Raw genomic sequence first — 24,293 nt, 5'->3', positions numbered from 1 at the left:
AGTCGAAGCACGTTTATTTGTGGTTACTCTTGGGTATTGCTTTATTTGCAGACGGAATTTCTAGCTTAATTCTCGGAATGAATCAAATAGATCAAAGGGTGGTCAAAAAAAATTAGTGTAGATACAGGGCCCCCCCAAAAGTTTATGCGATCGTCTTACCTGTTTATACTGATATAGGTCTTGCCTTAGCTGACATGATGATTAGAATAAACCTGTTAATAACAACTTTACGATAATTTCAGTCGGGTAACCGGGGAACAAAGGAAACCAAATTCTATCTAATTTTTTTCCAAGTTAATATTAATTTATTGAGCAGTAATCTAGTTAAATACTCTTCATTAGATGAGTCACAACTACTAATCATTAGTACAAATATAGAATTACCATAGTTCCTAATCCACCTCGCACGATCTTGTTAAACAATAATTATTCTAACATTTCACAATATAAGGTTGATTTCCTCATATTGAATAAAACCTTGTCATAGCTTGCATGTTCATCAATTTGACACGCAGCTGTTTTAATCTCTACTGAGAATTTAACCTTCTATCTTTACCAACATGCTACCTACTTCCGCTCAAATCTTAGAATGAATTTAACAGTTGACCATGCAGAAATGTTTTTTATTTTTGTATGGTTCTATTACTATATGCCCTCAGCCTATGTACTCATAAACTGCGAATTGGGATCGGAGAATGAAATAATAGAGAAAATAAGAAAAGTTCCTGAAGTAGTTGAAGTTTATAGAGTGTTTGGAGTTTATGACATTATTGTGAGAATTTCTACAAGCGAGATGGAAACACTAAAGGAAATTATTGCTTGGAAGATTAAGAATTTGGACAAACTCCGGTCTGCTTTGACCTTGATCGTGACAGAAAATTTAGACAAAGGTTAATTTCAATGGCGTAATTCTCTCAATAACCTTAATAGTGAATATTTCAAACAAGGTCGGGTGATAAAAAACTAGCATTGATGACGGGCCATTAGCATATTGGATTAAAATGTACTTATGGCCTGACTAGTATTTTCATCATTTTCTTATAATCCAATGGAGTCATGTGAAAACAAAAAGAGTTAGTCTCTCATTATTATTGAATTAAAAATATTGAAACTAATGCTAAAAAAAGCTGATAATAGCTGGAATTGGATAAAAGGAAAGGTCTGAATTTTAGTAAGAGCATTTCGTATCACAATGCAATTGCGACTAGGGAGTTACCCGAGAGAAGGGGAAATACAGGTGTTTGATTGCTATTAACAAGCAATTTCCTTTCATTTAGTCCAGAAACTAATAATTCCCGGATCACATTACTCTTTGTGGCCTGTTTCAGGCCCGGCCAATTTGAATATTAATTGAAGGTATAGAAATATATTTGATTGGAGATTGAAAAGTCAGGTTCTAAATTAATCCTAAACTGAATTTGCATTTCGAGGTTGGGTTGAAGTCTTTTTCCTATAACCCTCCATTAATACGGAAAACTTTGAATTCTCTCAGTTGGTTTTTATATTTTTGACTCAAGTTATTCACCTCATAAAAAGGAAAACTGATAAACGGACTACAATACTCTAGGAAAAGACTAATTAGTTATGAAAGATGATTAATTGTAAGACTTTCAGATAACAAACATTTGGGTCACCAGTTCATCAAATTTGCTTTTGTATGTGCAGACAATATCCCTTGAGCCATTCATGCTTTCGATAGTTGAGGTACTTTGTCACCATAATCAACATAAGCATGAATTAAGATGAACGGGGCAACAAATGTTGTTAATATGAAAATAAATTGATGTATAATTCTATTGGATGATTATCATTAATGGTTCTATCTGGCAGAAGGATGCTTTGAGAAGACAAGATTTTATATGCACTTGGGATAATTTTCTTCAAATTTATATATGGTCCTACTCATATGCAAGGAGAATATCAGATAAAAATGAATATTGACGATGAAATCGACAAGGTTATTGATAATTATATCACTTTAACTAGAGGAAACCACTCTTCAGAAAATGAATCCAGAGAAAATCTCGATGAATTTACCGAAGAATTTTCAAAAAAAGTACATACAGTTATTTTTCCTGTTTTTAAGGAAATCAAGAATAAGCTCATTTTACATGATATCAGGTGTGATATCATAGACAAGATTCAAGGTAGATTCGTGACTGAGATGAAATTAGATATATATCCCTACGATGACATATCATCGGCACAGGACAGGCATCCATCTTTGACCTTCTTTATGGAAGAACCAAATAAGGTAACCCTTTATATGCAAAAGATGATGCAAGAGGAAGGTACAGCAGGTCGCGAAGGAACATTTACATTAGATGAAATAACTACAGAATTTGTTAAGGAAAAAATTTTGGATTTGTTAAAATTTTGTTTTGTTCAAAAATAAGAAATAGTAATAATTATCAAACAAGTCAGCAATAAGATTTTCTTCATTTACGGGTTTATCAGCTAACCTACTCGAGTAATATCATATGGGTCGCACAATTAAAAAAGGATAAACAAAATATTTATCTAATTTTAGTATTATGATGCTATACTTAAGATCGTACTATTTTATTCCTTATTTCAAATAGTGTAAATTTCTGTTCAAATCCTTACCAAATAATCACAGGATGGTAATGATTTGGATCATGGACTTGGAAACATCATTGTCATAATCACGAACAAAAGATTCTTTCAATTGATTGTTTAAAAGATACTGGTAATAATTTTGAATATAGTTTTTATGATGACTCTAACGAGAAGTATTCATGATATAACCCATACTCAATCTGTTGGTCAGAGCCTGAATTTTCCAAATTTATCAAACCTTTATCTATGAAAAAAATTATCTAAACAACAAAAAACACAAATATCTTTATTTGCATATAATCTATTTAGATTCCAAATTATCGGACCTTGCAATAAAATTCTTGGTATTTGATATATGGGTATTTGATGTATCTTTATTTGTGTTTGGAAAAGTGAGTCAGAAAATACTTGAAAAATATGACTAGAGTCCAGTCCAAAGGTTGTTTCATCTTGATGACTGCGAAATATACAGTATTGTATATGAATCATGTTTGAACTGATATTTAATAGTACAGATAGTTTGGGGCGCTCTGTTAACTTAAGGATGAATCTTCTCCTCGTTATGGTAATTGACAAACAGATTCAACCAGTTCCGTACATGATTTAGTTTGCAATTCTTTATTTTGCATGGAAAGTAATCATCAAAACTTTCAGTTCGATCTTTGATATACTGCATAGTTCTTTCAATTAGACTTTTCTCAAACGAAGAATGGATGCGGTGTTTTAGTTTTAGGAACCCACATGCTTGTGGATACCATGTGCCACCATCTGTGGAAACTGGATGTTTTCGATGATTCTTTATTACATCTGAGATGAACCTCTCAGCAACAAACATGTTTCTTTCCTTGGATTTATTAGCTAAGAAAGAGTGCGAGAATTTGCCTATTTTCTGGCTCTATTGCTACCCATAACCAGATGAATTCAAATCCAACTTTAAGCAATGTCTCGTCGATGATAAATTCTGAAATCCTTTTTCTCTTTGATAATATCTTTTTAGGATGATACTTTTGAATCCACTTCCAGATTGCAACATGACTTCTCTTGACCTTGCGGAAACAAAACATGGCTTTAGCAACGTTTCTTGTCGACAAACCTAGAAAGTACAAATACAATGCACGACCAATATATGATGAAGATGTTTTATTTCTTGTACTGGACATACTGGAAATAGACCATCTTTAAGCTATAGATTTATCATTAAGTTAACAGAGCCGTTTGGGGTTATCTGGTTGCCTAGAAATTAAAAAGGCAAATTTTGTTGATAGTCTTTTATCAATACATGTGTCATATACAGCGTATACGATTCACAGAGATACACTATTTAGCGAATGATAATAAAATAAGGACGTTTCGTTTTAGGAGATCCCTATTTGGTAAGTGTTACAAGTTGTCATGAAGTACAACGTAAATTTGATTCTATGTAACGGACTGGGAAAGAGGAATGCACAAAACAGGATTTACCGGTGATAAAAGCCAGAATCCTTTATTAACTGATGATAATTGAACTAGTAGTGAGGTAATTAGTGACAAAAACGTACCGGGATACAAAGAACAATTTCCCCATTTCTAGATATGTACAATGCATTCTTTATGCTACGCAGATCGGTAAATAGCACTAGACGGGAGGGTTAAATAGATGATACTAAAAATTGGTTAATAGATATTGATCCCCTACCAACCCTATTCCCTCACCGGTGGTTTATCATGATATTTCATGAATTTACATCTTTTGGACCTATGAAATACCTTTGAGTCTCCTCACTCTGCTTGATTGATTCGATAGTTCTAATTATCGTTAATACTAAATTTCAAGTTAAGTGTATTGTATAATAGCAACAGATATTCCCAGTTAACTTTCTAATAGCTTATTCTCCATGGTAGGTCTTCTAAAGTACCTAAAATAACTTTCCCTCTATCTTTCTCTTGTTATGATCTATGATTTCATCACTGATATGTAGAAATTTTTCAACATCAGGAGAATAAATCAGTGCGTGAAGGATCATGACTTCAACGACAGTATCTATATCATCGGAATGTGGGTAACTAATTTAATCAGTTATCTCTCAATAATTCAATGATTTGGTCCAGCGTTATGTGTTTCCAACAATATGTCTAGTATCCAGCCCTCAATTTTTCTGAGCATAACGGTTTCATCCTCAGAGGTTAGTCCCTTGACCATAAATGTAATAATACGAAATGTTGGATAATTTCTTTATCATGATTTTCAGGGAAATTTTTAGAATATACATATTTTAATTTATCAGGATACTCAAAAATGAAGAGTAAAGTGATCAAGCAAGAAATATATTTTTTTCTAGGGAAATCTAATACTCACACAAAGGTTCTACAGTTCTAACTACAGATTCTGTGTCCTCTGTAGATTTGTCACATGCAGAAAGAACCTAAATACTTGGTCATGAATTATAAGTATATCCATAAATTGGAATTATTGGTAATCAGAAGAAGTAATAAAGAAGGGGGAAAAATCTAGTGAATTCGATCGTTGAGTATGATCCAGAGGATAATATTCTCTATGTTAAAATAACTGACAAGAAAATAGTTAGCACCATCCCACTTGGGGACGTAGTATTTATCGACATTAGTGATGATAATAAACCCGTAGGTATCAAATACGTCTTGACTGAAAAGAATCCTGAAACAATTAAGGAGATAGAATCATTGTTTTTATGATATGCATAGACAATTGTTTCACAAGTATAGCAGTAGTAATAAAATAATCGGTACTGCCTACAAGAAAATAATGATATAGACTTCGAACCAAAAGTTCTAGAATTAGGTAAAATTGGTTCTAGAAACTTTACTTTAAATCCCTAAAATTGTACGTACTATGAAAATGATGACATACTAAACGACATAACTTAATTATTACCAACTATTTCTCCAGTTCATATTGACATAATTGTCAGATTAAATAACGTATCGAATAATAGTAATTCAATTTATTTGAAAGTTGGGGATGTTTATGGAGATAGAGATAGAGATAGAGATATTCGTACTAAGTTTTTTGAAGAGGCAACCGAAGAGGAGGGGAGAAGCCGTCCACCAATACCCTAGAAATTATGGTTACTATATATTAATCCATAAATCGCATCTATTTTCAATGTAAATTTGTTTATCTTTTTTTCATTTCTTATTTGTTTAGGAACTTGAAAAAGGCTGATGGCTCTAAGGTGTATAGTCTGTGAAATTTAAATTTTGTATTAATAAGACTATGGATATTTTAGGGGTTCTGTCCTGATACATTTACTATAAAGGGTAAAACACCTAGCAATGACAGATTCTGCGGACCGAGGTCATGAACAATAATTATACAAGCGGATTTTAGGCTAATAGACTAGCAATGGATAAATCCTTAATCTGGTTGATTGAAATTGGATCCTGTGCTTAGTTCTATTGAATATTTCATCAAACCTAAAAATCAAGAATTATCAGATGGTAATCTCAATTTTTAGGTAAATGATTAACTGCCGATCTTTATCACTCATGTCTATTCAAGATTAGACTGCTAGTTGACTTCCTTATCATGAAATTTGATCTTCTATTTCACTATGCTTGAGGATTCGATAAAATCTAATTCTCTTTATTATTTTTACTATTATATGATTATATAGAGGCGTTTTTAAATTAATTTAGATGTCATTATCTCAACACGAAATATCGCTGAGAATTAAACGATGGCTTGTAGAAGAAAGTGATATTTGGAGATTTGATGAAATCGAAGACCCTACGGTTATTATGAATCTTGTAGCAAAATCTAATAATAGGAATGTCAATATTATTGTTGATGATTTACATGATAAGGTAACGTTAATTACATCAATGAATTTCTCAAAACAACAGAAAAATTCATTGTCTCTATTACCATCGAAAGAAAAGAATCGCTTTATTCCAGATCTATTGATGGCATTATACCAATTGGGTTTGTTGGCTCGTCACAGCAATTCATCAAAAGACAAAATAGAAAAATTTATTATGGAAAAACTAATATATTTTGATGGCTTAACTAAAGATAAATTTTTTGATTCATTGTTCACAATGTTGTTGGGTATAGACACACTTCAGCAATATTTTAATAGGTTATCTTTAATTTCCAATGATGGTACTATAGACTGATTGTATCAATACTTATTGCTGTTTTAATCAACAAGAATTGATGAGGTAATTACAAGTAAAATTTCAAGAGAAATTGGTAAAGTTTTTTGAGAATATGAACTAAAATAATCCTATTATATCAGTTTACAATTATTTTTCCTATCATAAAAGGATGTAACATGCAATGATAAACAAATGTACCTATTTAGTCAAATGTATTATCAAATGTCTGAGCTGGTCTCAAATCTTTTGAGCTTAATAAATCCTGGTCCTCTGTTAGAGTATGAATTCCAGAGTGTTTATTTGTAAGTCACAGTATTGCCCTGGTTTATCATCGCGGGATTGAGTCAAACGTTTTATCATATAATTCTGGAGCATCTTAGACTATTGTTACTTTATTATTGTATTGTGCATAACAAAAGTAAGTATTGATACAACAAGTAACAAAGCCAATATAGTTGGGACTACCATGAATACTCAAAATCAAATGATTACGATATATACTATGAGATATTTTTCTTGTTAGAAAATTAGATTTTCACGGTCTGATTCAACATAAATTCAGAACAGGGGGATAGAATATCCTCTTAATCCTACACGTATCATAATTAACTCATCTTTAGGACTTTTGATAAGATCATTTAGAACGGGTAAGTTTGAAAATAAGAATTAGCAAAATCCTAGGATTTGTATAGATGTTAAATAGTCACTTGATTGTGCTACGCAATGCTCGAATTGTATAAGAAACATTTTCCATTTCCTATAAAGATGATAGAACTCTAAACCATACAATGGGTTTAAAACAAGTTAAATTTGTGATTAACTGGTATAGAAAAACTACTGAAATTCTTGAAGTAGCAAGAACTAAATCTAGCTACGAATAGTATTATGTGCTTCTCCACCTCTACCTCCGTTCATACTGTGATCACCGCTTCCACTTCTGGGTTCACTACTACCTGTACTTCCACCACACTCATCTCCTATAGTCACATGATTTTTTGCAAAACAAGAGCCACCAGGACCTATATCTCCACTTATGGCGTCCCCAGTGTTTCCACCATGTCCACCACTACCACCCACAGCGCTGCAGGCTAATGGTCCCAAACAGAGATTGTTGGCAAACACACTACTTATTAATGAGGTACCTTGGATTGCGCTAACCGGGATAAGGCCTGCAATCACGACCATTCTGAGTATCTTATATGTAGAAAAATTTACTTTCATTTTGATTAGGACTACGTAGTATAATCATTTATTTGAGGTTTTTAACCTATAATTCTATACTGAGAATCTATAATCCAATTCTATAATAAGATTCGAGTATAATTTTGAAGATACAGTCTTAATAATTAGTTATCATAAAGAATTTATCAACTTTATAAGATACCATGGTATGAATATTTTTACCGTATTTTATAATGCTAATTTACAATAATATTTGACAAATCACTTTTTGAGGAACCATGAAATCCATGATATCTCCTTCCAATAAATGTACAATATTATATCTATTTCAATAATTTTGTTTTTGTTTGGCTAATAGTAGTTTTGTTTGGAACTTCCAGATTGTTGACCGTCAAAATGTTTAAAGAAGAGAAATTAGTAACGTCATATTTTGTTTTCTCTTTTATACATACATCTGATTCCATTAACCAGGAAAAGAATTTATTTCCGTAATAGAAATTTGATGTTTGAATCATGAGTTGCAATGAAACATTCAAAAGATTCAAGGCAAAAAGAAATCCTTCTGTCCCATCTAGTTATAAGTAAGGACAGAAAAGATGCAGCGTCTGTGGGATTTTTAAAAGATGGAATGCAACTTACTGTCTCTGTTGTAACCATAAATTAAGAACAAGGTCATTCAGATCATTCAGAGGTTTTGAAATGAGAAAGACTATGGAGAACAATTGATCAATAGTTATTAAACACTGGACCGGACCTCAAACCCGCGATCTAACCTCCCATCTGTATTTGAAAGGAAGATTACTAATCATACCTTTTGATTCTTCCCATTTTACAGTGCTTAAAACATATCTTATTATTAGGTTTTTCGTCTTACTGAAATGTAGATTTGATTGGAGAACAGGGAAGGCCCCCAAGTACCGGTAGATTATTCTGAAGGTCCTCCTCGGTACAACCTTATGTTGATCTCTGGACAAGATAGGCAATTTCCATTACGCGATGGGCTTTAAGAAATATGGTTTCAATCATGACTTCGAGTGTTTTTGAAATGTCGGCCTTAAATAATTACATTAGTAATTTGTTATATTGAGAAATATTTACAATTCTCTACAGTTATTCGAATGTACGGTAAACTGAATTTCTAATATCGTCTCTTAAGGGTGCTGTATTTACAATTTTGGTCCTTTTGAATTAGAACTGGACTATTATGACAAAATCGTATTATATTAACTTCATGAAAGAGATACAATGATCATTTAGAATAAGTCACATAGGGTATTGGGTTGCAAAGCATTGGTATAAGAATCAGGTACCTAATTTCTGACGTAATTCTAAAATATAAAGTGGAAAAGTAGATTTGGAAAGAGTAGTGTTATCAGGGGAGGTGAGGGCAGGCGAAATAATGATCTTTCACATAATGAAGGGATCTTATCCTTTGCTTGTGATTCTATATATTTTACCATCACCATTACTGGATTTATCAAAGGATAATACATACAAGTTTCCATCCGGGCCCGTTTCTAAATCAGTAATTCCATCAAATCCCTTACCCCATGCTAAACTATCCTTTTCTTCCTCATTTGCTATCCGATCAACATCAATTTCAGGACTTTTATATTCAAAGCCCTTTCTACTACTGTTTAATTTGAAATAATATATGTTGCCATTATTAATATCGCCTACAAAAAGGTTGTTTTCATATTTGTCTCCCAAATTCTTGGAATTAAAAAATTCTAAGTCGGTAACTCCTAAGGAAGGTTCTCAACTAAAAATAGGATCTCCATAATACGAGCCCGTAGTACCGCCAAGTCGTTTTCAGTAACATCGCTATTAGAAATGGGTCCCATTAACTTTTTCCAGCCGCTATCAAAACCCGGATATACCAAATTTATTTCGTCATAGTCTTTATCCCCATTTTCTGTATCCCATAAATTTCCAGTTACCGGGTCTACTGCCAAACCAAAACTATTTCTGATTCCATAACCATAATATTTTTCCACTTGACTTGAGGGAAATTCATTTTTAGTACTTACAAAAGGATTATCAAGTAGAGGTGAACCATCAATCCTATTGACTTTTAATATGACGGAGCTGTCTGATAGTTCTTTACCATCTTTTAAATTTTGTAGTATACCTTCATTATTGAGATCTCCAATTACAGTATATAAATTACCCTCAGCATCTAGTGCTAGTTTGCCACCTGGATGATTCGGTCCAGGCGTGGCAGGCAATTCCAATATAATTTGAGGGTTTATGAGCTCCCCTCCATCCCATATGTATTTGATAACCTTATTTAGAATCGGCATGTTGTCCTTACCCGTTGCAGTAAGGTAAATAAATACGTCTCTACTATTAGTAGCATTTTGATAATCATTGTCTATTCCAAGTAGTCCTTTACAACAGGTAAAGGTAGTGGAATCTACTTCCAATTTCAAAATAGGGTCTTTTTTTAACTCACCATTCGAGACCAGTTTTACCTCTCCAATATTTTTATACAATACTAGTATGTTTTGAGAATCAACAAAAGCCATACTAGTTGGAGATAATAGGCCACTTACTACCAGATCGACCTTCGTTAAGGGGTCTTCAATAGAAGGTTCTGCATTGATGAACTGTGTAAATATGGTTGAGAAAGCACAGAAAAAAAAATCAAAGCGAAATTAAGCATGTACAATATGGCAATTTGGTTTTTGCCTCAATATAATTATAACAAACCTCTTTTGGGATGTTTATTTTACTATTTAAGGTATTTGAAATATCTGATGTACTATGTAATTGATTGTTAATAAGCAGTTTTAGGAAACCTAAGATCCGCTTCTGCCGAATGAAATATGAAAGATTATATAATTTATGATAGATAGAATAACATGGTTTTGAATAAGAACTACCCTATTGCTTTGATCATTTGTTGCTTTACATTTTTATTTCTGCCCTCTTATGCCCAGAATTCGTTTGGATCTGCGGCCCAATCCCCACTTCAAACTCAATGCTTGAGTTTTCCCGAAGTATCGGTAAACGTGATTTCAACTAATGAGAATGATAATGGTAATGGAGGAGATGGCCCTAAGGGTCTAAAAATCGATGTCAATTTGTCTAATCAAAATATCGATAGTGTAGGTCCTCTTACTATTTTCATTATCTCATCGAATGGAGAATGTGCCATAACAAAGATCAATCCAGAACCTGTTGGATTGGACGGACAAGAAAAACATTTAACTTTTGAATTTGATTCTGGCGTTATTGATGTAAATGAAAATTTCAATGCATGTGTTGAAACTTCAAACAATTTTAATTTTAAGTGCGTGTTGGGTACCAATAGCCCTTCAAAAATACCTGAGGAAGTCTTTTTGGATATACCAGTAATAAATCAAAATTCATTTGCTAATTAGCTTTTGTTAGATACAATCGGTTTGGAAAGAGATTTATCCTAATATCGGTAATTTCGATGTGCCAAATTCTTCTTAGCGACCATCCTCCACTGTTCTAATTTAAAATACCTATTCTAAATCAAGTCTGTCTTAGGCCATAACTGTCCTTCTCTTAGTAACTCCAAAATTATCTTCATTAATGTGTCATAATCGACGTTGATTTCTTTTAGTATGAATAAATGGTATACTTTTCCAGGTTTTTGATAAATCTCAAAATTAACTGTCTTTTCTTTTCATATATCCTGTCTTGGATCAAGAATAGGACCAAAACAGCACGTATTATTTTTTTCTGTATCACATTTGATTCACATCTATTTGAGATAAGATACCCTTTACCTTTAAAGCCTATTAGATTGGCAATTTATATTAAGAGCACAAAATGAGAGGATAAATAGTACAAGAACACATATTATGTAAATTGAGAAGAAAGGAAAGTATTCCAATTATTCTTTTCTATAGGAGTTTGTCTTTATGCTAGATTACTTTGAAATGGAGCGTGTAATAGAAGAACTTGCAAAAGTTTATCCTGCTCAATGTGCAACTACTTGGTTTAAGATAACAAGAAATCACAAACCCTCTGAGGAGGACTATCGCAACAAAGTAGTTGAGTACATGAAAATATTTGAATATTTATTAGCCACTTATCCACCGGGTCCAGATACAGATAGACTCAAAGAACTTGTCAAGAGGATTTTGGCAAAAGAAATTGAAAAGGTCCTTAAAGGAGACAATAAAGATGTAGAAAGGCGGCATAAACACTATGTGATGAATTCTCCTTCTCCAGTTTATTCAAATGATACTTTGAAGGAAGTTTCTGAACAACAATATCTCGAAAAATCTACTGATATTACCAAAGTTTTAAAAAAAAGACAAAAAAATAGCAATGATGTTAAATTGAAAGGAGAATTAGAGAATCAAGAAATCCATAATGAAAATCATAATATGATAGTAAATAATCGTCGACGTAAAAAGAAGTTGATGACTACACAAGATTAGCAACAATAATAATAATGATCTCTACCATATTTTTAGACTTGTTCGATCTTTGCATTAGACAATGAATGTCGACAGTCAGACCAAATTATATAATATTTATGTAAATAAATAGATTCATGTTAAAAAGAAGTCAATTAATGATTGCATTAACTAAGGATACAGGAAACCTTCAAATAAATATGGCAAATTGGTAGCTGTTAATAACATACTGGGGAAAAGTATAAAAACCTTGAAAGTATTTTAAGTAAAATTTTATTTCCAGAGGAAATTCAGGGTAACACTAGCATATTGAGATCTAATATGGTATTACTCTCCTCATTGTCATTAAGCATTAATTTGTTTACATAAAACAAAATTCCTAACACAATAGGTAATTTTTGATGTATTTCATAAGATATCTCACGCCTGTGAGAAGTCGACTATAAAGCTCGTATGGGCATTTGTTTGAATAAAATTAAATTCTACTAAGGTCTTACACAAGAGATAGCGTAAGACCTTAATGGAAGTGTTTCGGCAATGGTAGACAAATATACTTTGAACAAATTAAAAAACATTTTGATATTCTATTTTTGATTTAATCATTGGGAAACTATCATTCACCTAACCTTACACTGTGGATATAGAAGAATGTAAGGGCAAACAAGATTAACACTTGACATTAGATGTACCTAGATCAAAACTATTTTGTGGATTTTTTTTGATTCGTGGATCCAGTAAACAACTTAATAATTTTATTATTGACATTCTCTTCTCATTAAATCAAAATGTCTGAAATGATAGAAAAGGTAAAATAGAAAGTTGACGTATTTCATAGGAAACTGTTGATAAATAATACAATTGACTGTTCAATTTATTAAATAAGATAAAAAAAACATTATGAATGGTTTTGTGAATAAGCCTCTCATGGAGTCCAAAAAACCTCAGATAATTCAATAATTCAATAAATAGATATTTCATTCTTTTGGATAATAATTACTATTTATATAAGTCACTAAAGTTAGTAATATGAGCAATAAAACGAATCGAGAATTTTTTTGACTAACAGATAAATTTTTAAATACCAAATTAAAGAATTATCATTATATAGCTGTAAAGTAATGATTGGTAACATATTGATGGTCAAGTTATGTGGTTAGTTTCATCCAACGATGGTTTTTCGTATTTGGTTTTTGATTAATAGTTGCATAATAGAAGCTCAAATTTAGATGTTAGCCGGTTGATCATGACATTCTCTTCCAAGAGAGTCGACTTAATTCATAGTGTTTGTTAAGATGCATCAGAGTGCAGTATGAGCGCATTTTTAATATATCTAATCGAAATTTTCAGGAAAGTTTAATACTTAATATGAAATATTTTATGCAAATGCAGTCTAACAGTGAAAGGTCTCAGATAAGAGTACTAGTATTGATTTATGCAAAGGAAGGAAAGAAACAAGAGTTATTAAACCTTCTAGTTCCCCTTGTTGATCCGCCAAGAAAAAGGGAAGGTAGCTTAATCTATACATTTAATTCATCAATTGAAAATCCAAATGAACTATTATTTGATGAAGTCTGGGATAGCAAAGAATCTTACGACAAACATTATCAGAGTCAAGAATCAGTAGCACTGAGATCTAAAATGAAAGATTTGGTGTCTAGACCGATAGAATTTAAACAATTCAAAGAAATTACTGGTCAATAAATAAGAATCTATCCTCCTTTTAAATACCTTGGATTTTACATATTTAAGTTTACAACCCTTATTTTCAATGTTATATCTAAATTTTGTTTAGTTCAAGGACATCATATTTCCATTATGTTTTTGTAGATATCAGGTCGAATTCTGCTTGGCACATTATGATGCTATTTCTTCCCAATCGATTTCTCTATATGTCTTATCAAAAGGGTACAAAATTCAAGCCAAAATTCACAAACCACTTTCTTCGTATAAGTGATATTATTCAGGATAGATTCTATCAGTGTAAAAACAGTGATAACCCTAGTGATCGATTTGTGATTTCCGGGTGTATTATCTATTGTTACCTATACCAAAAAATGACCAAGTTTGTATAGCGTCTTTTTTCTCTATCATGAATTGAATGTAATTTACACACAATTTGACCGTTAACTAAAAGGCTATTATGAAAACGTAAACACAATTTGTATTTGTAGGTATTGGGTCTTGGTATTGAGATCTGTTACGCTATCTCAAGACCTTTATTGGCTTGCGCCAAAGCCTACAAGCTTTTATAAAAGTATTATATTATATGGGGATCCACACTAAATTAGTTACTGAATAGGAATTATTTGCCCTGATTATGTTTTTTTTGGAGAGTCCCTTTCATGATAGAGACAAATTAAGGATACGGTTTTATTGGACACTGAAAAAGTCTGTCATCAAATCTAACTAATTTAATTTAGTTCCGCACGTCCCACACGAATTCAATTTGGTTCTAAGTCTACTAATTATTCAAAAGGGTTTCATGTCTTCAAGAAAATTTTTCTAGCATAGATTCAGTATATTTATGAGATAAGAAAAGACATTTTGTTGTAATGGTAACGCATGAATTATCATATACTTGTTTTGTTATAATTCTGTAATATTTTAATAGGTAGCAAGAATAGATGTCATCAATTAATAAATAATATTACTACTTTGGGTAAACTAATGACTTCATCAAATAGTAACGTTCAATCCTAAATAGCATCTTGGTTTGTCTGTTCCTAGTGGGCTTTAATCTTATTTCAGGATATCCACACAACGTTCTTATTTTTTCTCCAGTTGGAATTCTATAACCTGATGGTCACTGACTCATCGTAATTCAAAGGATTTTATTTTCCAGGCAATTTGTAACCCTACCACTTCGGGGGTTTAAAGGTTAAAAGGGCATCATAACCATGCGCGGTTGAACCACCGTACAATACAATTTGCTGACCAAAGTTAGTAGTCGTAATCAAACCCATGCCTAAATAAAATCCAAGTTTATTTGCATCAAATTTGTCATCATGAAACGAAGCAAGTTCATTATTTGGATAGAAAAGGTTTACTTTTTGATTTACACAAGTAGGGGACAGACCACACAAGTATGCAAATTTGCTATAGATAAAACTAAATTGAATTGTAAGTATGTCTGTTTTATACTAGTTCTGAACTATTTATGTCATTTCTGCGAATCATAAGGGTAATTTATCTTCTTTAGTCATATTTATCCTTGACACCTAAAACTATTTTTGTTAGATTCAAATTAACATCTAAAATAAACCATTAATTGAACCATATCCTTATCTACCTTGTCAAAGAACATTCTACCCAATGGCTTGTAGAAGAGAATGTCAGAAATATATAGCCATTAACGGTGATTCCACCCATACAAGGTATGCTATCGGTCAAAAAAGATGTGGAACATGCGAATTATTCTTAACATGGGATCTTGACAATTACTGTCCATGCTGTGGACATAGATTAAGACTAAAACCAAAGAATGCACGGCTAAAAAGACAATTTAATAATATATTAAAACGAAAAGTGCAACAACAGAAACTAGCACGATCGGAAGATCAGGCATCCTTGCAAGTATATGTAATACAATGAAGGAGCAAGAAGTATAATGCCATTCCTTCTTCCTGGTACTAGTTTCCATCTGTACATTTATTGGTAACTAGTGATTACCACTACTATTCAAAATTGCAGCAACTATGGCAACTTTGCTATCTCTTTTCAAGCTAGCCACCAGCGTGTAATCGAAACCCAGTATTAATGATATTATATTACTCACAATGATGGGGATTTCTCTTCTCCTAATATTATTATTTATGGTTACTATATTCAGGTTTCATTTAGAATACACTATTTACAAAAGCCAAAACAAATGATTGAGTAGGTTAAGTTTAAGGATTTAAATCAAAAAGTAGATGAAAATGATACTTGACTCCAAAATATGTGAAACAACCGGAAGGTCACTCAAGAAGAGTAATTGTAGTACGATCAAATGCATTATCAGCTTAATAGATCTAGAATTAAAAACGGAATAAACGTAAACCCCAATTATTGATTGGAATATTTTCATAACAATAAAATTAGTAAAAGAATTTCAGTGTATTTCTTATCATTGGTTAAACAATTATATCAATTTTTTATAGTTTATTAAAAATAAATTGATTAGTAATTTAAGAAATAACAATATTTATATAATTATTTTTAAAAATAAAACCAGAATATATAATGACTAACAATGAGAAGTTCAAAAATATGATTGAAAATGCATATCTTCAACAGAAACAGATGATCGAGTTAAATTATGCTCAATTCAAAAATATGATTGAAAATGCATATCTTCAACAGAAACAGATGATAGAAACAAATGCATCTATAATGAAAAACTATTCTAACATGTTTGGAAATAACGAAATAGTAAGCAATATTGAAAAGGTTGAATCAAATTTTTTAACCCTAAATGAGGAATCAAAAAAATCGATGATAAATCAGTTAGACCTCATTAAAGATAATTTTCTATCTAATGCTATTAGAATAAAGGAAGAATACAATAAGATGCCTAACATTGATAAGTTTATGCCCAATTATGATGGTTCAGTGGGAATAAAAGAGAAATCTGAATAAATAATACTAGTTGAATGATTTGCTTCTCCATCCACTCTGCGGCTTTTTAACAGGCTCAATGAAAATAGTGAGACTTTTTGATGTATTGACTTTCACTTATAAACAACTTTATTATTTTTCAAATTCATCCAATACCCAATTGAAACTATATTTTAATTAGTGGGTTTGACATCTAATCAGGTTGATTGTCCAACTGCCTTGTTCAGATCCATATCGAATAGGATATTATCATTCCCATAAACATTTCATCAATATTGTCTATGTCGTTAATTCTTAAGAAATATCGCTAATTTTGGAACTGGTCTGGGATCATTTAATTCTAGAAAATGACTTGTGGCTTATGGTGTAGAATCTGGGTTTATAATTTTTAATGATAACGACAGTATTGGATTTACTCTTATGTTTAGTTTACCTAGGTGAATAGAAGAGCATTAAATTAAATCGTGTCTCTAAATTATTGCCTTATGATACTATGAGATAGTCTTGACAAAAAGTGAAATTATTTTCTAGAATTCATTTCTTTCTGATGTTAAATAGGAGTGAGGTTCGTAGCCTTGTTGCAAAAACAGGGAGTTTGTTTCTATACCCAATTATCAAATATCGGGCGACAAGGGGATCTAAAGCTCCTGTTATGAATTTATATTAATAAGCATGCAAATTCCAACCAATTTTTTACAATTAATTATAAAAACAAAGAAGCGGGCCCAAAGAGGGTTTGAGTTTAGTAGATAAAGGGGTCCGAATACCAAATTTGTATTTCTAGCATACTTTAATAGAATCTAAATAACAAGAGTTATCACTCATCTAAATTGATGTTATCTATTAATTTTTCATAGTATTCCCGGGAGTTTCCTATTTTATCTAATTTTTCTTTCTCCAGCTTGGTTAAATTATCATTTACTAGGTTTTCTTGTTCATTAAGTAACATATCAGCCATAACAAAAAGTTTTTGGTTTTCCTTTGATTGATGAAGGGAAACATATTGAACATAATCATCAATGTTTTTTACAAGTTCATTATGTTTTCCTGTAGCGATATAGATTTTAGTTGAATTAACAATGGAGTTTGCAAGTTCTTTAGTTATCTCGTGTTCATATATCATCCTTGCTATGGGACCTCCTTGTCTAGGCATACCTTTTTTTTCCAAGGTTGGAAACAGTGATTCTTCCTACTTTCCATGATGACAAGTATTTGTAAAATTGATTGCGAAATCAATTGCTTGTTTTAAAATTGATTCAGGTATTTGTTTTCCATTGTTTAACAATAGAGAAACGGTTTTTAAAGCATTTATCATTTTTTCAATTAAAGCATGATCCCTTCTTAACGATTCTGTTGCTGACATATATTACTAAACGCTCATTTTCTTTTATAATGGTTTAGTTTTAATTTCTTAATTTATTATCTCCTTCAAAGTTCATCCAATCTTTGTTTTAGATACTAACTACAGGAATTATGTAGAAAATCGATCCGATTGATAATTTATATGTCATATCTATTGGATACATCCGTGGGGATATGATTCAGGATTGAATACAACCCTATACCCAGAATTATAAAACTATGAAAGTTAACAGATGTGTGGTTAGACACTTAACATATTTTATCGAGATTGTAGTTTATTGATAATAATTTATCTTAATGACCTAACACCTAACAATGTCATAGAAATATTTTTGATTTAACATTTACCTTTTTATGTGTCCAATATGATTAGAATTAATGTTTCCCCGCCGTCATTAGCAGCTCCAAGGGGTTTAATAATAGATAAACAATAAATCCGATGCTGATTATGATTTATTAAATCTGCTTTGTAATTACATCTTATGGATTTACCTTGGGGTGATCCCCGTTCAAACAAATTTGCTACATCAATAGGCTTGATAACATCGAATGGTCCTCATAGTCATAATATTATGGCATGTGAATGGACCCATCATCTATCTTATAGACCTGGGCTTATAGCGGTTTCTTTGGGACCGACAAAGACAACAGTTGAAAATATAAGAATGTCAAAAGAATTTGGAATTAGTCTATGTGCGACTGATCAAACAATTCTCGCTAGCGTGGCTGGAGGATACGATGGTAGACACTATGACAAAATTGGCGCTTTAGAAGAGTTGGGATTTCAGTTCTATAAGGGGGACAGCATAGATGTTCTGATGGTAAAAGGGTCTTCGTTAAGCGCTGAATGTAAGTTATTCAAAGAGGTCACATTTGGAGATCATGTGATGCTAATTGGAGAGGTATCGACCGCAATACATAATTCTGAAAAAGAATCATTAATATACAATAATGGAAAATATTGGTCCTTGGAATCCATAGCAAACTCTAATCGAGAGACGCGTCAAAGTATAAAAGATATTTTAGAGAAACATAGGAAATACTCCCCACAATGACTATGAATTTTTGTAAAATATAATCATTCAAGATCTTGACTCTTTGTGATAACCCAACATGGTATCATTTTAACTTTTTAAAATATCTTTTATCTATTTCGTCAACAATCCAGTTTAAAAATATCTCTAGAACCCTGTCTACGAATAGCAATAATTTTTCAATTTTTCTTTACCTCATAGTGGAGCAAAACCAGACCACAGTCAAACACCTTGGATTCAATTATTGTAAGTTTTTGGATCTCTTTTAAATCTTTAAAGATAGTTTTTCCGTTTCCGAATACAATAGGATTAACTAACAAATAAAATTCATCTATTAGTTTTTCTTTAATCAAGGAAGAATCGAATGAAGCCCCCCATAAACGAGTATATCCTTACCATTCTTGCTCTTTAACTTTGTAATTTCGTCTTTGAGATCACCTTTTACAATTTCTGTATTTATCCAGTTTGACTTGGTTAGTGTTTTCGAAAAAACAATTTTTGGTGTTTTCATCATTTTTTTAGCGAATGTATTCCAAGGATCATCAGGTTTGTTCATCCTATTAGACCAATGTGAAATAAATTCATCAGTCATTTTCCTTCCCAGGAGAATGGTATCAACTGATTCTGCTATATCGTCTATATACTTCACGCAATCATCACAGCAAATTAACCAGTCCATTCATTTTTGGGTCCTGCTATACAACCATTAACCGAAATACTTACCTGTAGTTTTAATTTTCTCATTACTTTTTTGTTATCGTTCATCTATTCTCTCCCCTACAATACTTATTGCAAAGATCCTTTTTTCTTCCTGCTTAATTTTATCGAGTCTAAAAAACATTCTTGAAAATTAGGATTAGTCATGAGGAATGAGACATACAAATGCCTAATAAGTATACAAGGGATCGAAAGTATATTAGAATTACATAATGTTCTTTTAATTTTGTTTAAATATTATTTTTCTTTGATTTTAACTCCTTGGTTGAGGTAGTCTCATCCGCTTTGATTAAGTGATGATGATCAAACTAACTCATTCAAATTATGTATAGAAAAATTCCTTGAATTACATTTAGATAGATATCAAGAGATTATTCGATTCGGCGCTGTTAACTTAGGCGTTTGGCACCTCCTTGTTGTGTATTTTACAAATAGATTCAACCAGTTTTTGACATGATCTAGTTTACACTTCTCTTTACTACATGGAAAGTAATCGTCAAATCCTTCAGTTCGATCCTTGATGTACTGCATAGTTCTTTCAATCAGACTTTTCTCAAACGAAGAATTGATATGGTGTTTTAGTTTTAGGAATCTACAAGCCATTGGGTACCAGGTTCCACCGTCTGTTGATACGACATGTTTTCCGTGAATCTTGATCAGACCTGAAATAAATCTCTCTGCGATAAGCATGTTCCTCTCCTTGGATTTATTAGCTAAGAAAGAGTGCGAGAATTTGCCTATTTTCTGGTTCGATTGCTGCCCATAACCAGGAGTATTCTGAGCCGACTTTTATTAATGTCTCATCAATGAGGTATTCTGATATTTTTGTTCTTCTTGTTGAAACCTTTCGAGGTTTATACCTTTGAATCCAATTCCAAATTGCAACGTGACTTCTATTGATAATATGTAAAAAGGACAATGCCTTGGCAGTATTTCTAAGCGATAAGCCTAGAAAGTACAAATACAGACCATAGTAAATATGCTCTGAAGATGTTTTATTTCTTTTACTTAACATAACAGAAATAGAGCGTCTTTAAGCTAAAGATTTATCGTTAAGTTAACAGGGTCTCCACATTGCTTTAAATGTTTTTACATCAGTAAATCATGATAACACCGATAAGAAACAAATTTAGTGATTTGAACCTTTGGGCTATAGATGAGTCCATCGAGTCAAATTGTTGTTTATAGAAAATAAAATTAAATTAATTTATTTTTGATACATGTATACCATGAACCTGGTGTTACAACTTATCTTTCTATTGAGTATGTCTTTTTCATGGTAGGCGACAATACTAAAAGTTCCACCTTTACGAGTACAATGTATTATCAAGGTTCCAAACGAGCGTGAGAAAATCTAAACCTGTTTTTTGCTTCATTCTAAAGCATTTGTTTTTTTTTAAAAATAAATCCATTAACAATTAACTTAAAATTTATCTAAAAGGGTTTACTGTGAGGAGGCTTAAATACCGTATCTAAAAATAATAAATATTGCCCATAACCGATAATATTTCTAACCCCCACAAGATAGAGGTCTTATATGGGCATAGATAATACTGCTAAAAAAAATAATACTATCATTCAAAATAGTAAAGCATAACTTGATGTAATATTGGATATGTATACTCCATCCATTCTAATTAATACTCCCACTTTTAGCAATGGAAACCATGGTTCTGCCTAATTTTAGTTCTGAAATTGGTAAATTAAGGAGTTGGGGTTAAAATTGTAAATGTCTACCCAAAAGAATAAATTCTATGATTGCAAGATAATGATATTGGTTGCAAATAATTCCAATAAACCATCTAAAAACAATACTTTTAATATAAATAATGAAAACGCGTTCCCAAAATGTGACCTAAATGGAATTATATTCAAGACGATAATCTCTGGAGAAAAAACAAGAGGTGAATATTCAATGTTAGAAATACAATTCCCAGAAGGCGAAGTAGAGAATGAAATTCCTTTACATATTCAGAGCAAGGAAATTGTAATAGTTTATGTGATTAAGGGTAACTTCAAAATTAGATATGGTCAACAAGACATTGTCGGTTCCGAAGGAACAGTATTAAAACTAGAAAAAGGTATCTCTAGGTCGTTCCAAAAAAAGGGAAATCTAAATGGAAAGTTATTGGTAATTTATATTCCAGCAGGATTCGAAAACTTTTTCAAAGATATAACATCGTCAAATATTGATGATTTTACTAACGATGGGATTGAGGATCCTATTTTGATTCAGTTACTGGAAAAAAATTATGGTGCCAGGGTTCAATTTGATGAGCCTTGACTATGCGATTTGTGATCTACAAATTATAAACACAATTAAATATTTGCTATCAATAATAGTTATTTTCAATAATGTGGGTTGAAGAACATGAATCCTTATACTAGGAAATTTCCATATTAAAGGATAAAACTTTGATTTTCACGGTGCGACTTTTACTGTTAAAGTTATTACTTCTGAGACAAATGGTCAATAGACTATTTTGGATGTGATCCACCCACCTAATGTAGTTCCCACATCCCATTTGCACCCTAAAGGTTCAGAGGCCTTTTATATATTTGAAGGCGATTATAAATTCCTCTTAGATAAAAAAGTAGTAACAGGTAAGTCTGGAGACGTAATATTTGTTCCAAAAAGAATTACTCATAGAATCACTGTTGGAGACTAAGGGGGGCACGCAGTAGTTATTAGTCCTCCAGATCTTGAGATGTATTTTTTCAAAGTAGGTGATTTGCTCACTAAAGCTGTAGTATGCTATAAAACTGAATCGAACATATCAGAACAATATATGGTCAGGTTTTCTTAGAGAACAATAAACATTAATTTTTATCAAAATTTAAGAAGTTCTTGAATTTTTTCATTATCTGTAAATTGCCTGAATTGTAAGATTTTGTTGTCTTGGATTTTATACACATTACAGAAGGGTGCAGTAAAGTATTTGTTTAGCTTTGACTTACCATGATAGGCACCAAAAATAATGACCTCATCGTCATCAATTTCTAGAAACTCAGTTGGATGAGCATGGAATTCGTTAAAGTTTGATAGGATATCGGGGAAAATGTTCTCCAAAAACTGATTCTAGTCCTAAGTATCTACCTCCCCTAGGCATACCCTCCGATGTAATCTATTCGACCATGTTTTTACAAAAGTTGCGAAAGTCTTGGTTTTTATTTTCCAATGAATCATAGAATTGTTTAACTAATTATTTGTTAGTTTGAATGATCTGTGATTTATCAAGTTCTCTAGCGTAATCGTTCATATAAGAATTGTCATAAAAAAAGAATTTATGTGGAATATTTAGAATTTTCTGAATATTTGTAGTTCTCATTTAAGGAATTCTACATGACTTCCTGAAGTATTGGGTTTGCAAAAAATATTGAAACGAGATTGAGAATGGATGAATTGTACAAAAAAATCAAATAAATTATGCATTGGGGGGAGAGGAAATAACACTAAGTAGGTAATGCCCTTTTCATCTTTTCTTCCGCACCATAAAACACGTCAGATTTCGTTATCATTCCTCTATCACGTTCAAACTTCTCTATAGCAGAAGTTTTATGCATGCAATCCAAGGTAGCGTAGTATTCTAAGATAATTTTATTATTATGCCCTAATACTTCCTTATCCGTAAACTTTAGACTGGGGAAGTTATTTTTTAACGCTTTTGACCAATACTCTTCCAAGCCTTTTTTACTATTTATTTTTGATACGTTACGATCTGGAAATACTATTTTGATTTAAGGCTAGAGAATTCAATATTTTCCGAATACATAGACAACACAGTTTTTATATCATGGTTATTCCAGCCATCAATCCATTTTTTTCACATGTTTTTTTGCAAATGATTCAGAAAGAGACATGCTGTCTTACTGTTTTTCTTGATTAAATATTATTTGCTTTGGCCATTAGATAATCTGATTTGAACAGATATAGGATCGCCCCTTTTAAATATTGAATATTTTGATCAATTTAAGGTAGTTGTGATCCTCTAAATAGTAATAATGGACGATAGGGCAATTAGGCTTATATTTTTCAATAAATAATGAAATTGATTTTAAATCTTATTCACTGATGAAATAATTGTAACGGTTTTTTATATCAGGCAATTCTTTTATAAACAAATAAAGTAGTTTTTTCAGATTTTAAATTTGGACATATAATATAAAGCCAGGGGTAATGTGATAATACAGAATGAAATTCTGATATATACATTCATTCCAAATCGTAATGAAATATATCATATTTTTATTATTAATTGATTATATACATACTATTAATAAGCAATCATAAACAATTAACTCAGTG

General features: G+C 31.6%; 24 protein-coding genes and 1 pseudogene. 12 read left to right on the top strand and 13 right to left on the bottom strand.

Features of this window, described 5'->3' with window-relative positions:
- Positions 1 to 649: 649 nt before the first annotated feature.
- Positions 650 to 895 (top strand): Lrp/AsnC family transcriptional regulator, encoded by a 246-nt coding sequence (locus AAGU22_RS07820; protein ID WP_458721627.1) that lies wholly within the window; start codon positions 650 to 652, stop codon positions 893 to 895.
- Between the two features lie 1,035 nt (positions 896 to 1,930).
- Positions 1,931 to 2,395, top strand: coding sequence for a hypothetical protein (locus tag AAGU22_RS07815; protein ID WP_458721626.1), 465 nt, complete (start codon positions 1,931 to 1,933; stop codon positions 2,393 to 2,395).
- Between the two features lie 723 nt (positions 2,396 to 3,118).
- Here the strand turns inward: AAGU22_RS07815 and AAGU22_RS07810 are convergent.
- Positions 3,119 to 3,415 carry a hypothetical protein gene (locus AAGU22_RS07810; RefSeq protein WP_458721625.1) on the bottom strand — a complete coding sequence of 99 codons (297 nt, stop codon included), beginning with the start codon at positions 3,413 to 3,415 and terminating at the stop codon, positions 3,119 to 3,121.
- 19 nt (positions 3,416 to 3,434) lie between these two features.
- Positions 3,435 to 3,740 (bottom strand): hypothetical protein, encoded by a 306-nt coding sequence (locus AAGU22_RS07805; protein WP_458720072.1) that lies wholly within the window; start codon positions 3,738 to 3,740, stop codon positions 3,435 to 3,437.
- Between the two features lie 1,330 nt (positions 3,741 to 5,070).
- Here AAGU22_RS07805 and AAGU22_RS07800 point away from each other — a divergent pair.
- Both AAGU22_RS07800 and AAGU22_RS07795 read left to right on the top strand, forming a co-directional pair.
- Positions 5,071 to 5,271 (top strand): DUF2283 domain-containing protein, encoded by a 201-nt coding sequence (locus AAGU22_RS07800; protein ID WP_458721624.1) that lies wholly within the window; start codon positions 5,071 to 5,073, stop codon positions 5,269 to 5,271.
- A 963-nt stretch (positions 5,272 to 6,234) separates the two neighbouring features.
- Entirely contained in the window at positions 6,235 to 6,714 is a 480-nt protein-coding gene (locus AAGU22_RS07795; protein ID WP_458721623.1) for a DUF2299 family protein, read from the top strand.
- Positions 6,715 to 7,563: 849 nt separating this feature from the next.
- On the opposite strand, the gene AAGU22_RS07790 is transcribed toward AAGU22_RS07795, so the two are convergent.
- The 3 genes from AAGU22_RS07790 to AAGU22_RS07780 form a co-directional block, all read right to left on the bottom strand.
- Positions 7,564 to 7,917, bottom strand: coding sequence for a hypothetical protein (locus tag AAGU22_RS07790; RefSeq protein WP_458721622.1), 354 nt, complete (start codon positions 7,915 to 7,917; stop codon positions 7,564 to 7,566).
- 1,386 nt (positions 7,918 to 9,303) lie between these two features.
- Complete coding sequence (locus tag AAGU22_RS07785) at positions 9,304 to 9,588, bottom strand: hypothetical protein (RefSeq protein WP_458721621.1); 285 nt, start codon at positions 9,586 to 9,588, stop codon at positions 9,304 to 9,306.
- Between the two features lie 35 nt (positions 9,589 to 9,623).
- Positions 9,624 to 10,406 (bottom strand): PQQ-dependent sugar dehydrogenase, encoded by a 783-nt coding sequence (locus AAGU22_RS07780; protein ID WP_458721619.1) that lies wholly within the window; start codon positions 10,404 to 10,406, stop codon positions 9,624 to 9,626.
- 342 nt (positions 10,407 to 10,748) lie between these two features.
- Here AAGU22_RS07780 and AAGU22_RS07775 point away from each other — a divergent pair, with 342 nt between their 5' ends.
- The 3 genes from AAGU22_RS07775 to AAGU22_RS07765 all read left to right on the top strand — a co-directional run bounded on the left by AAGU22_RS07775 (position 10,749) and on the right by AAGU22_RS07765 (position 13,979).
- Positions 10,749 to 11,264 carry a hypothetical protein gene (locus AAGU22_RS07775; protein ID WP_458721618.1) on the top strand — a complete coding sequence of 172 codons (516 nt, stop codon included), beginning with the start codon at positions 10,749 to 10,751 and terminating at the stop codon, positions 11,262 to 11,264.
- A gap of 510 nt (positions 11,265 to 11,774) precedes the next feature.
- Entirely contained in the window at positions 11,775 to 12,299 is a 525-nt protein-coding gene (locus tag AAGU22_RS07770) for a hypothetical protein (protein WP_458721617.1), read from the top strand.
- Between the two features lie 1,344 nt (positions 12,300 to 13,643).
- Complete coding sequence (locus AAGU22_RS07765; protein ID WP_458721616.1) at positions 13,644 to 13,979, top strand: putative quinol monooxygenase; 336 nt, start codon at positions 13,644 to 13,646, stop codon at positions 13,977 to 13,979.
- Positions 13,980 to 15,133: 1,154 nt separating this feature from the next.
- Here the strand turns inward: AAGU22_RS07765 and AAGU22_RS07760 are convergent.
- Positions 15,134 to 15,361: a hypothetical protein gene (locus AAGU22_RS07760; protein ID WP_458721615.1), complete on the bottom strand. Its 228-nt coding sequence runs from the start codon at positions 15,359 to 15,361 to the stop codon at positions 15,134 to 15,136.
- Positions 15,362 to 15,590: 229 nt separating this feature from the next.
- Between AAGU22_RS07760 and AAGU22_RS07755 the strand changes: the two genes are divergently transcribed.
- A complete protein-coding gene (locus tag AAGU22_RS07755; protein WP_458721614.1) occupies positions 15,591 to 15,869 on the top strand; it encodes a hypothetical protein in 279 nt (92 codons plus the stop codon).
- A gap of 630 nt (positions 15,870 to 16,499) precedes the next feature.
- The gene (locus AAGU22_RS07750; RefSeq protein ID WP_458721613.1) at positions 16,500 to 16,895 is read left to right on the top strand and encodes a hypothetical protein; all 396 of its coding nucleotides are present in this window, start codon (positions 16,500 to 16,502) and stop codon (positions 16,893 to 16,895) included.
- A 796-nt stretch (positions 16,896 to 17,691) separates the two neighbouring features.
- On the opposite strand, the gene AAGU22_RS07745 is transcribed toward AAGU22_RS07750, so the two are convergent.
- The gene (locus AAGU22_RS07745; RefSeq protein ID WP_458721612.1) at positions 17,692 to 18,027 is read right to left on the bottom strand and encodes a hypothetical protein; all 336 of its coding nucleotides are present in this window, start codon (positions 18,025 to 18,027) and stop codon (positions 17,692 to 17,694) included.
- A 36-nt stretch (positions 18,028 to 18,063) separates the two neighbouring features.
- Positions 18,064 to 18,237, bottom strand: a complete 174-nt coding sequence (locus AAGU22_RS07740; protein WP_458721611.1) for a hypothetical protein — start codon at positions 18,235 to 18,237, stop codon at positions 18,064 to 18,066.
- Positions 18,238 to 18,718: 481 nt separating this feature from the next.
- On the opposite strand from AAGU22_RS07740, the gene AAGU22_RS07735 reads away from it, so the two are divergent.
- Entirely contained in the window at positions 18,719 to 19,291 is a 573-nt protein-coding gene (locus tag AAGU22_RS07735) for a flavin reductase family protein (protein ID WP_458721610.1), read from the top strand.
- Positions 19,292 to 19,449: 158 nt separating this feature from the next.
- On the opposite strand, the pseudogene AAGU22_RS07730 reads toward AAGU22_RS07735, so the two are convergent.
- The 3 genes and pseudogenes from AAGU22_RS07730 to AAGU22_RS07720 all read right to left on the bottom strand — a co-directional run bounded on the left by AAGU22_RS07730 (position 19,450) and on the right by AAGU22_RS07720 (position 21,002).
- Positions 19,450 to 19,949: pseudogene (locus AAGU22_RS07730) on the bottom strand (dihydrofolate reductase family protein).
- Between the two features lie 401 nt (positions 19,950 to 20,350).
- Positions 20,351 to 20,677, bottom strand: coding sequence for a hypothetical protein (locus tag AAGU22_RS07725; RefSeq protein ID WP_458721609.1), 327 nt, complete (start codon positions 20,675 to 20,677; stop codon positions 20,351 to 20,353).
- A 19-nt stretch (positions 20,678 to 20,696) separates the two neighbouring features.
- Positions 20,697 to 21,002, bottom strand: coding sequence for a hypothetical protein (locus tag AAGU22_RS07720; protein ID WP_458719600.1), 306 nt, complete (start codon positions 21,000 to 21,002; stop codon positions 20,697 to 20,699).
- A gap of 714 nt (positions 21,003 to 21,716) precedes the next feature.
- On the opposite strand from AAGU22_RS07720, the gene AAGU22_RS07715 reads away from it, so the two are divergent.
- Positions 21,717 to 22,271: a cupin domain-containing protein gene (locus AAGU22_RS07715; RefSeq protein ID WP_458721608.1), complete on the top strand. Its 555-nt coding sequence runs from the start codon at positions 21,717 to 21,719 to the stop codon at positions 22,269 to 22,271.
- Between the two features lie 205 nt (positions 22,272 to 22,476).
- Entirely contained in the window at positions 22,477 to 22,656 is a 180-nt protein-coding gene (locus AAGU22_RS07710; RefSeq protein WP_458721764.1) for a cupin domain-containing protein, read from the top strand.
- Between the two features lie 161 nt (positions 22,657 to 22,817).
- Here AAGU22_RS07710 and AAGU22_RS07705 read toward each other — a convergent pair whose 3' ends face one another.
- Complete coding sequence (locus tag AAGU22_RS07705) at positions 22,818 to 23,057, bottom strand: nuclear transport factor 2 family protein (protein WP_458721607.1); 240 nt, start codon at positions 23,055 to 23,057, stop codon at positions 22,818 to 22,820.
- A 383-nt stretch (positions 23,058 to 23,440) separates the two neighbouring features.
- A complete protein-coding gene (locus AAGU22_RS07700; protein ID WP_458721606.1) occupies positions 23,441 to 23,671 on the bottom strand; it encodes a hypothetical protein in 231 nt (76 codons plus the stop codon).
- Positions 23,672 to 24,293: the final 622 nt, after the last annotated feature.

It is taken from the genome of Candidatus Nitrosocosmicus sp. R (assembly GCF_054408505.1).
This window is presented reverse-complemented; position numbering and strand designations above follow the sequence as displayed.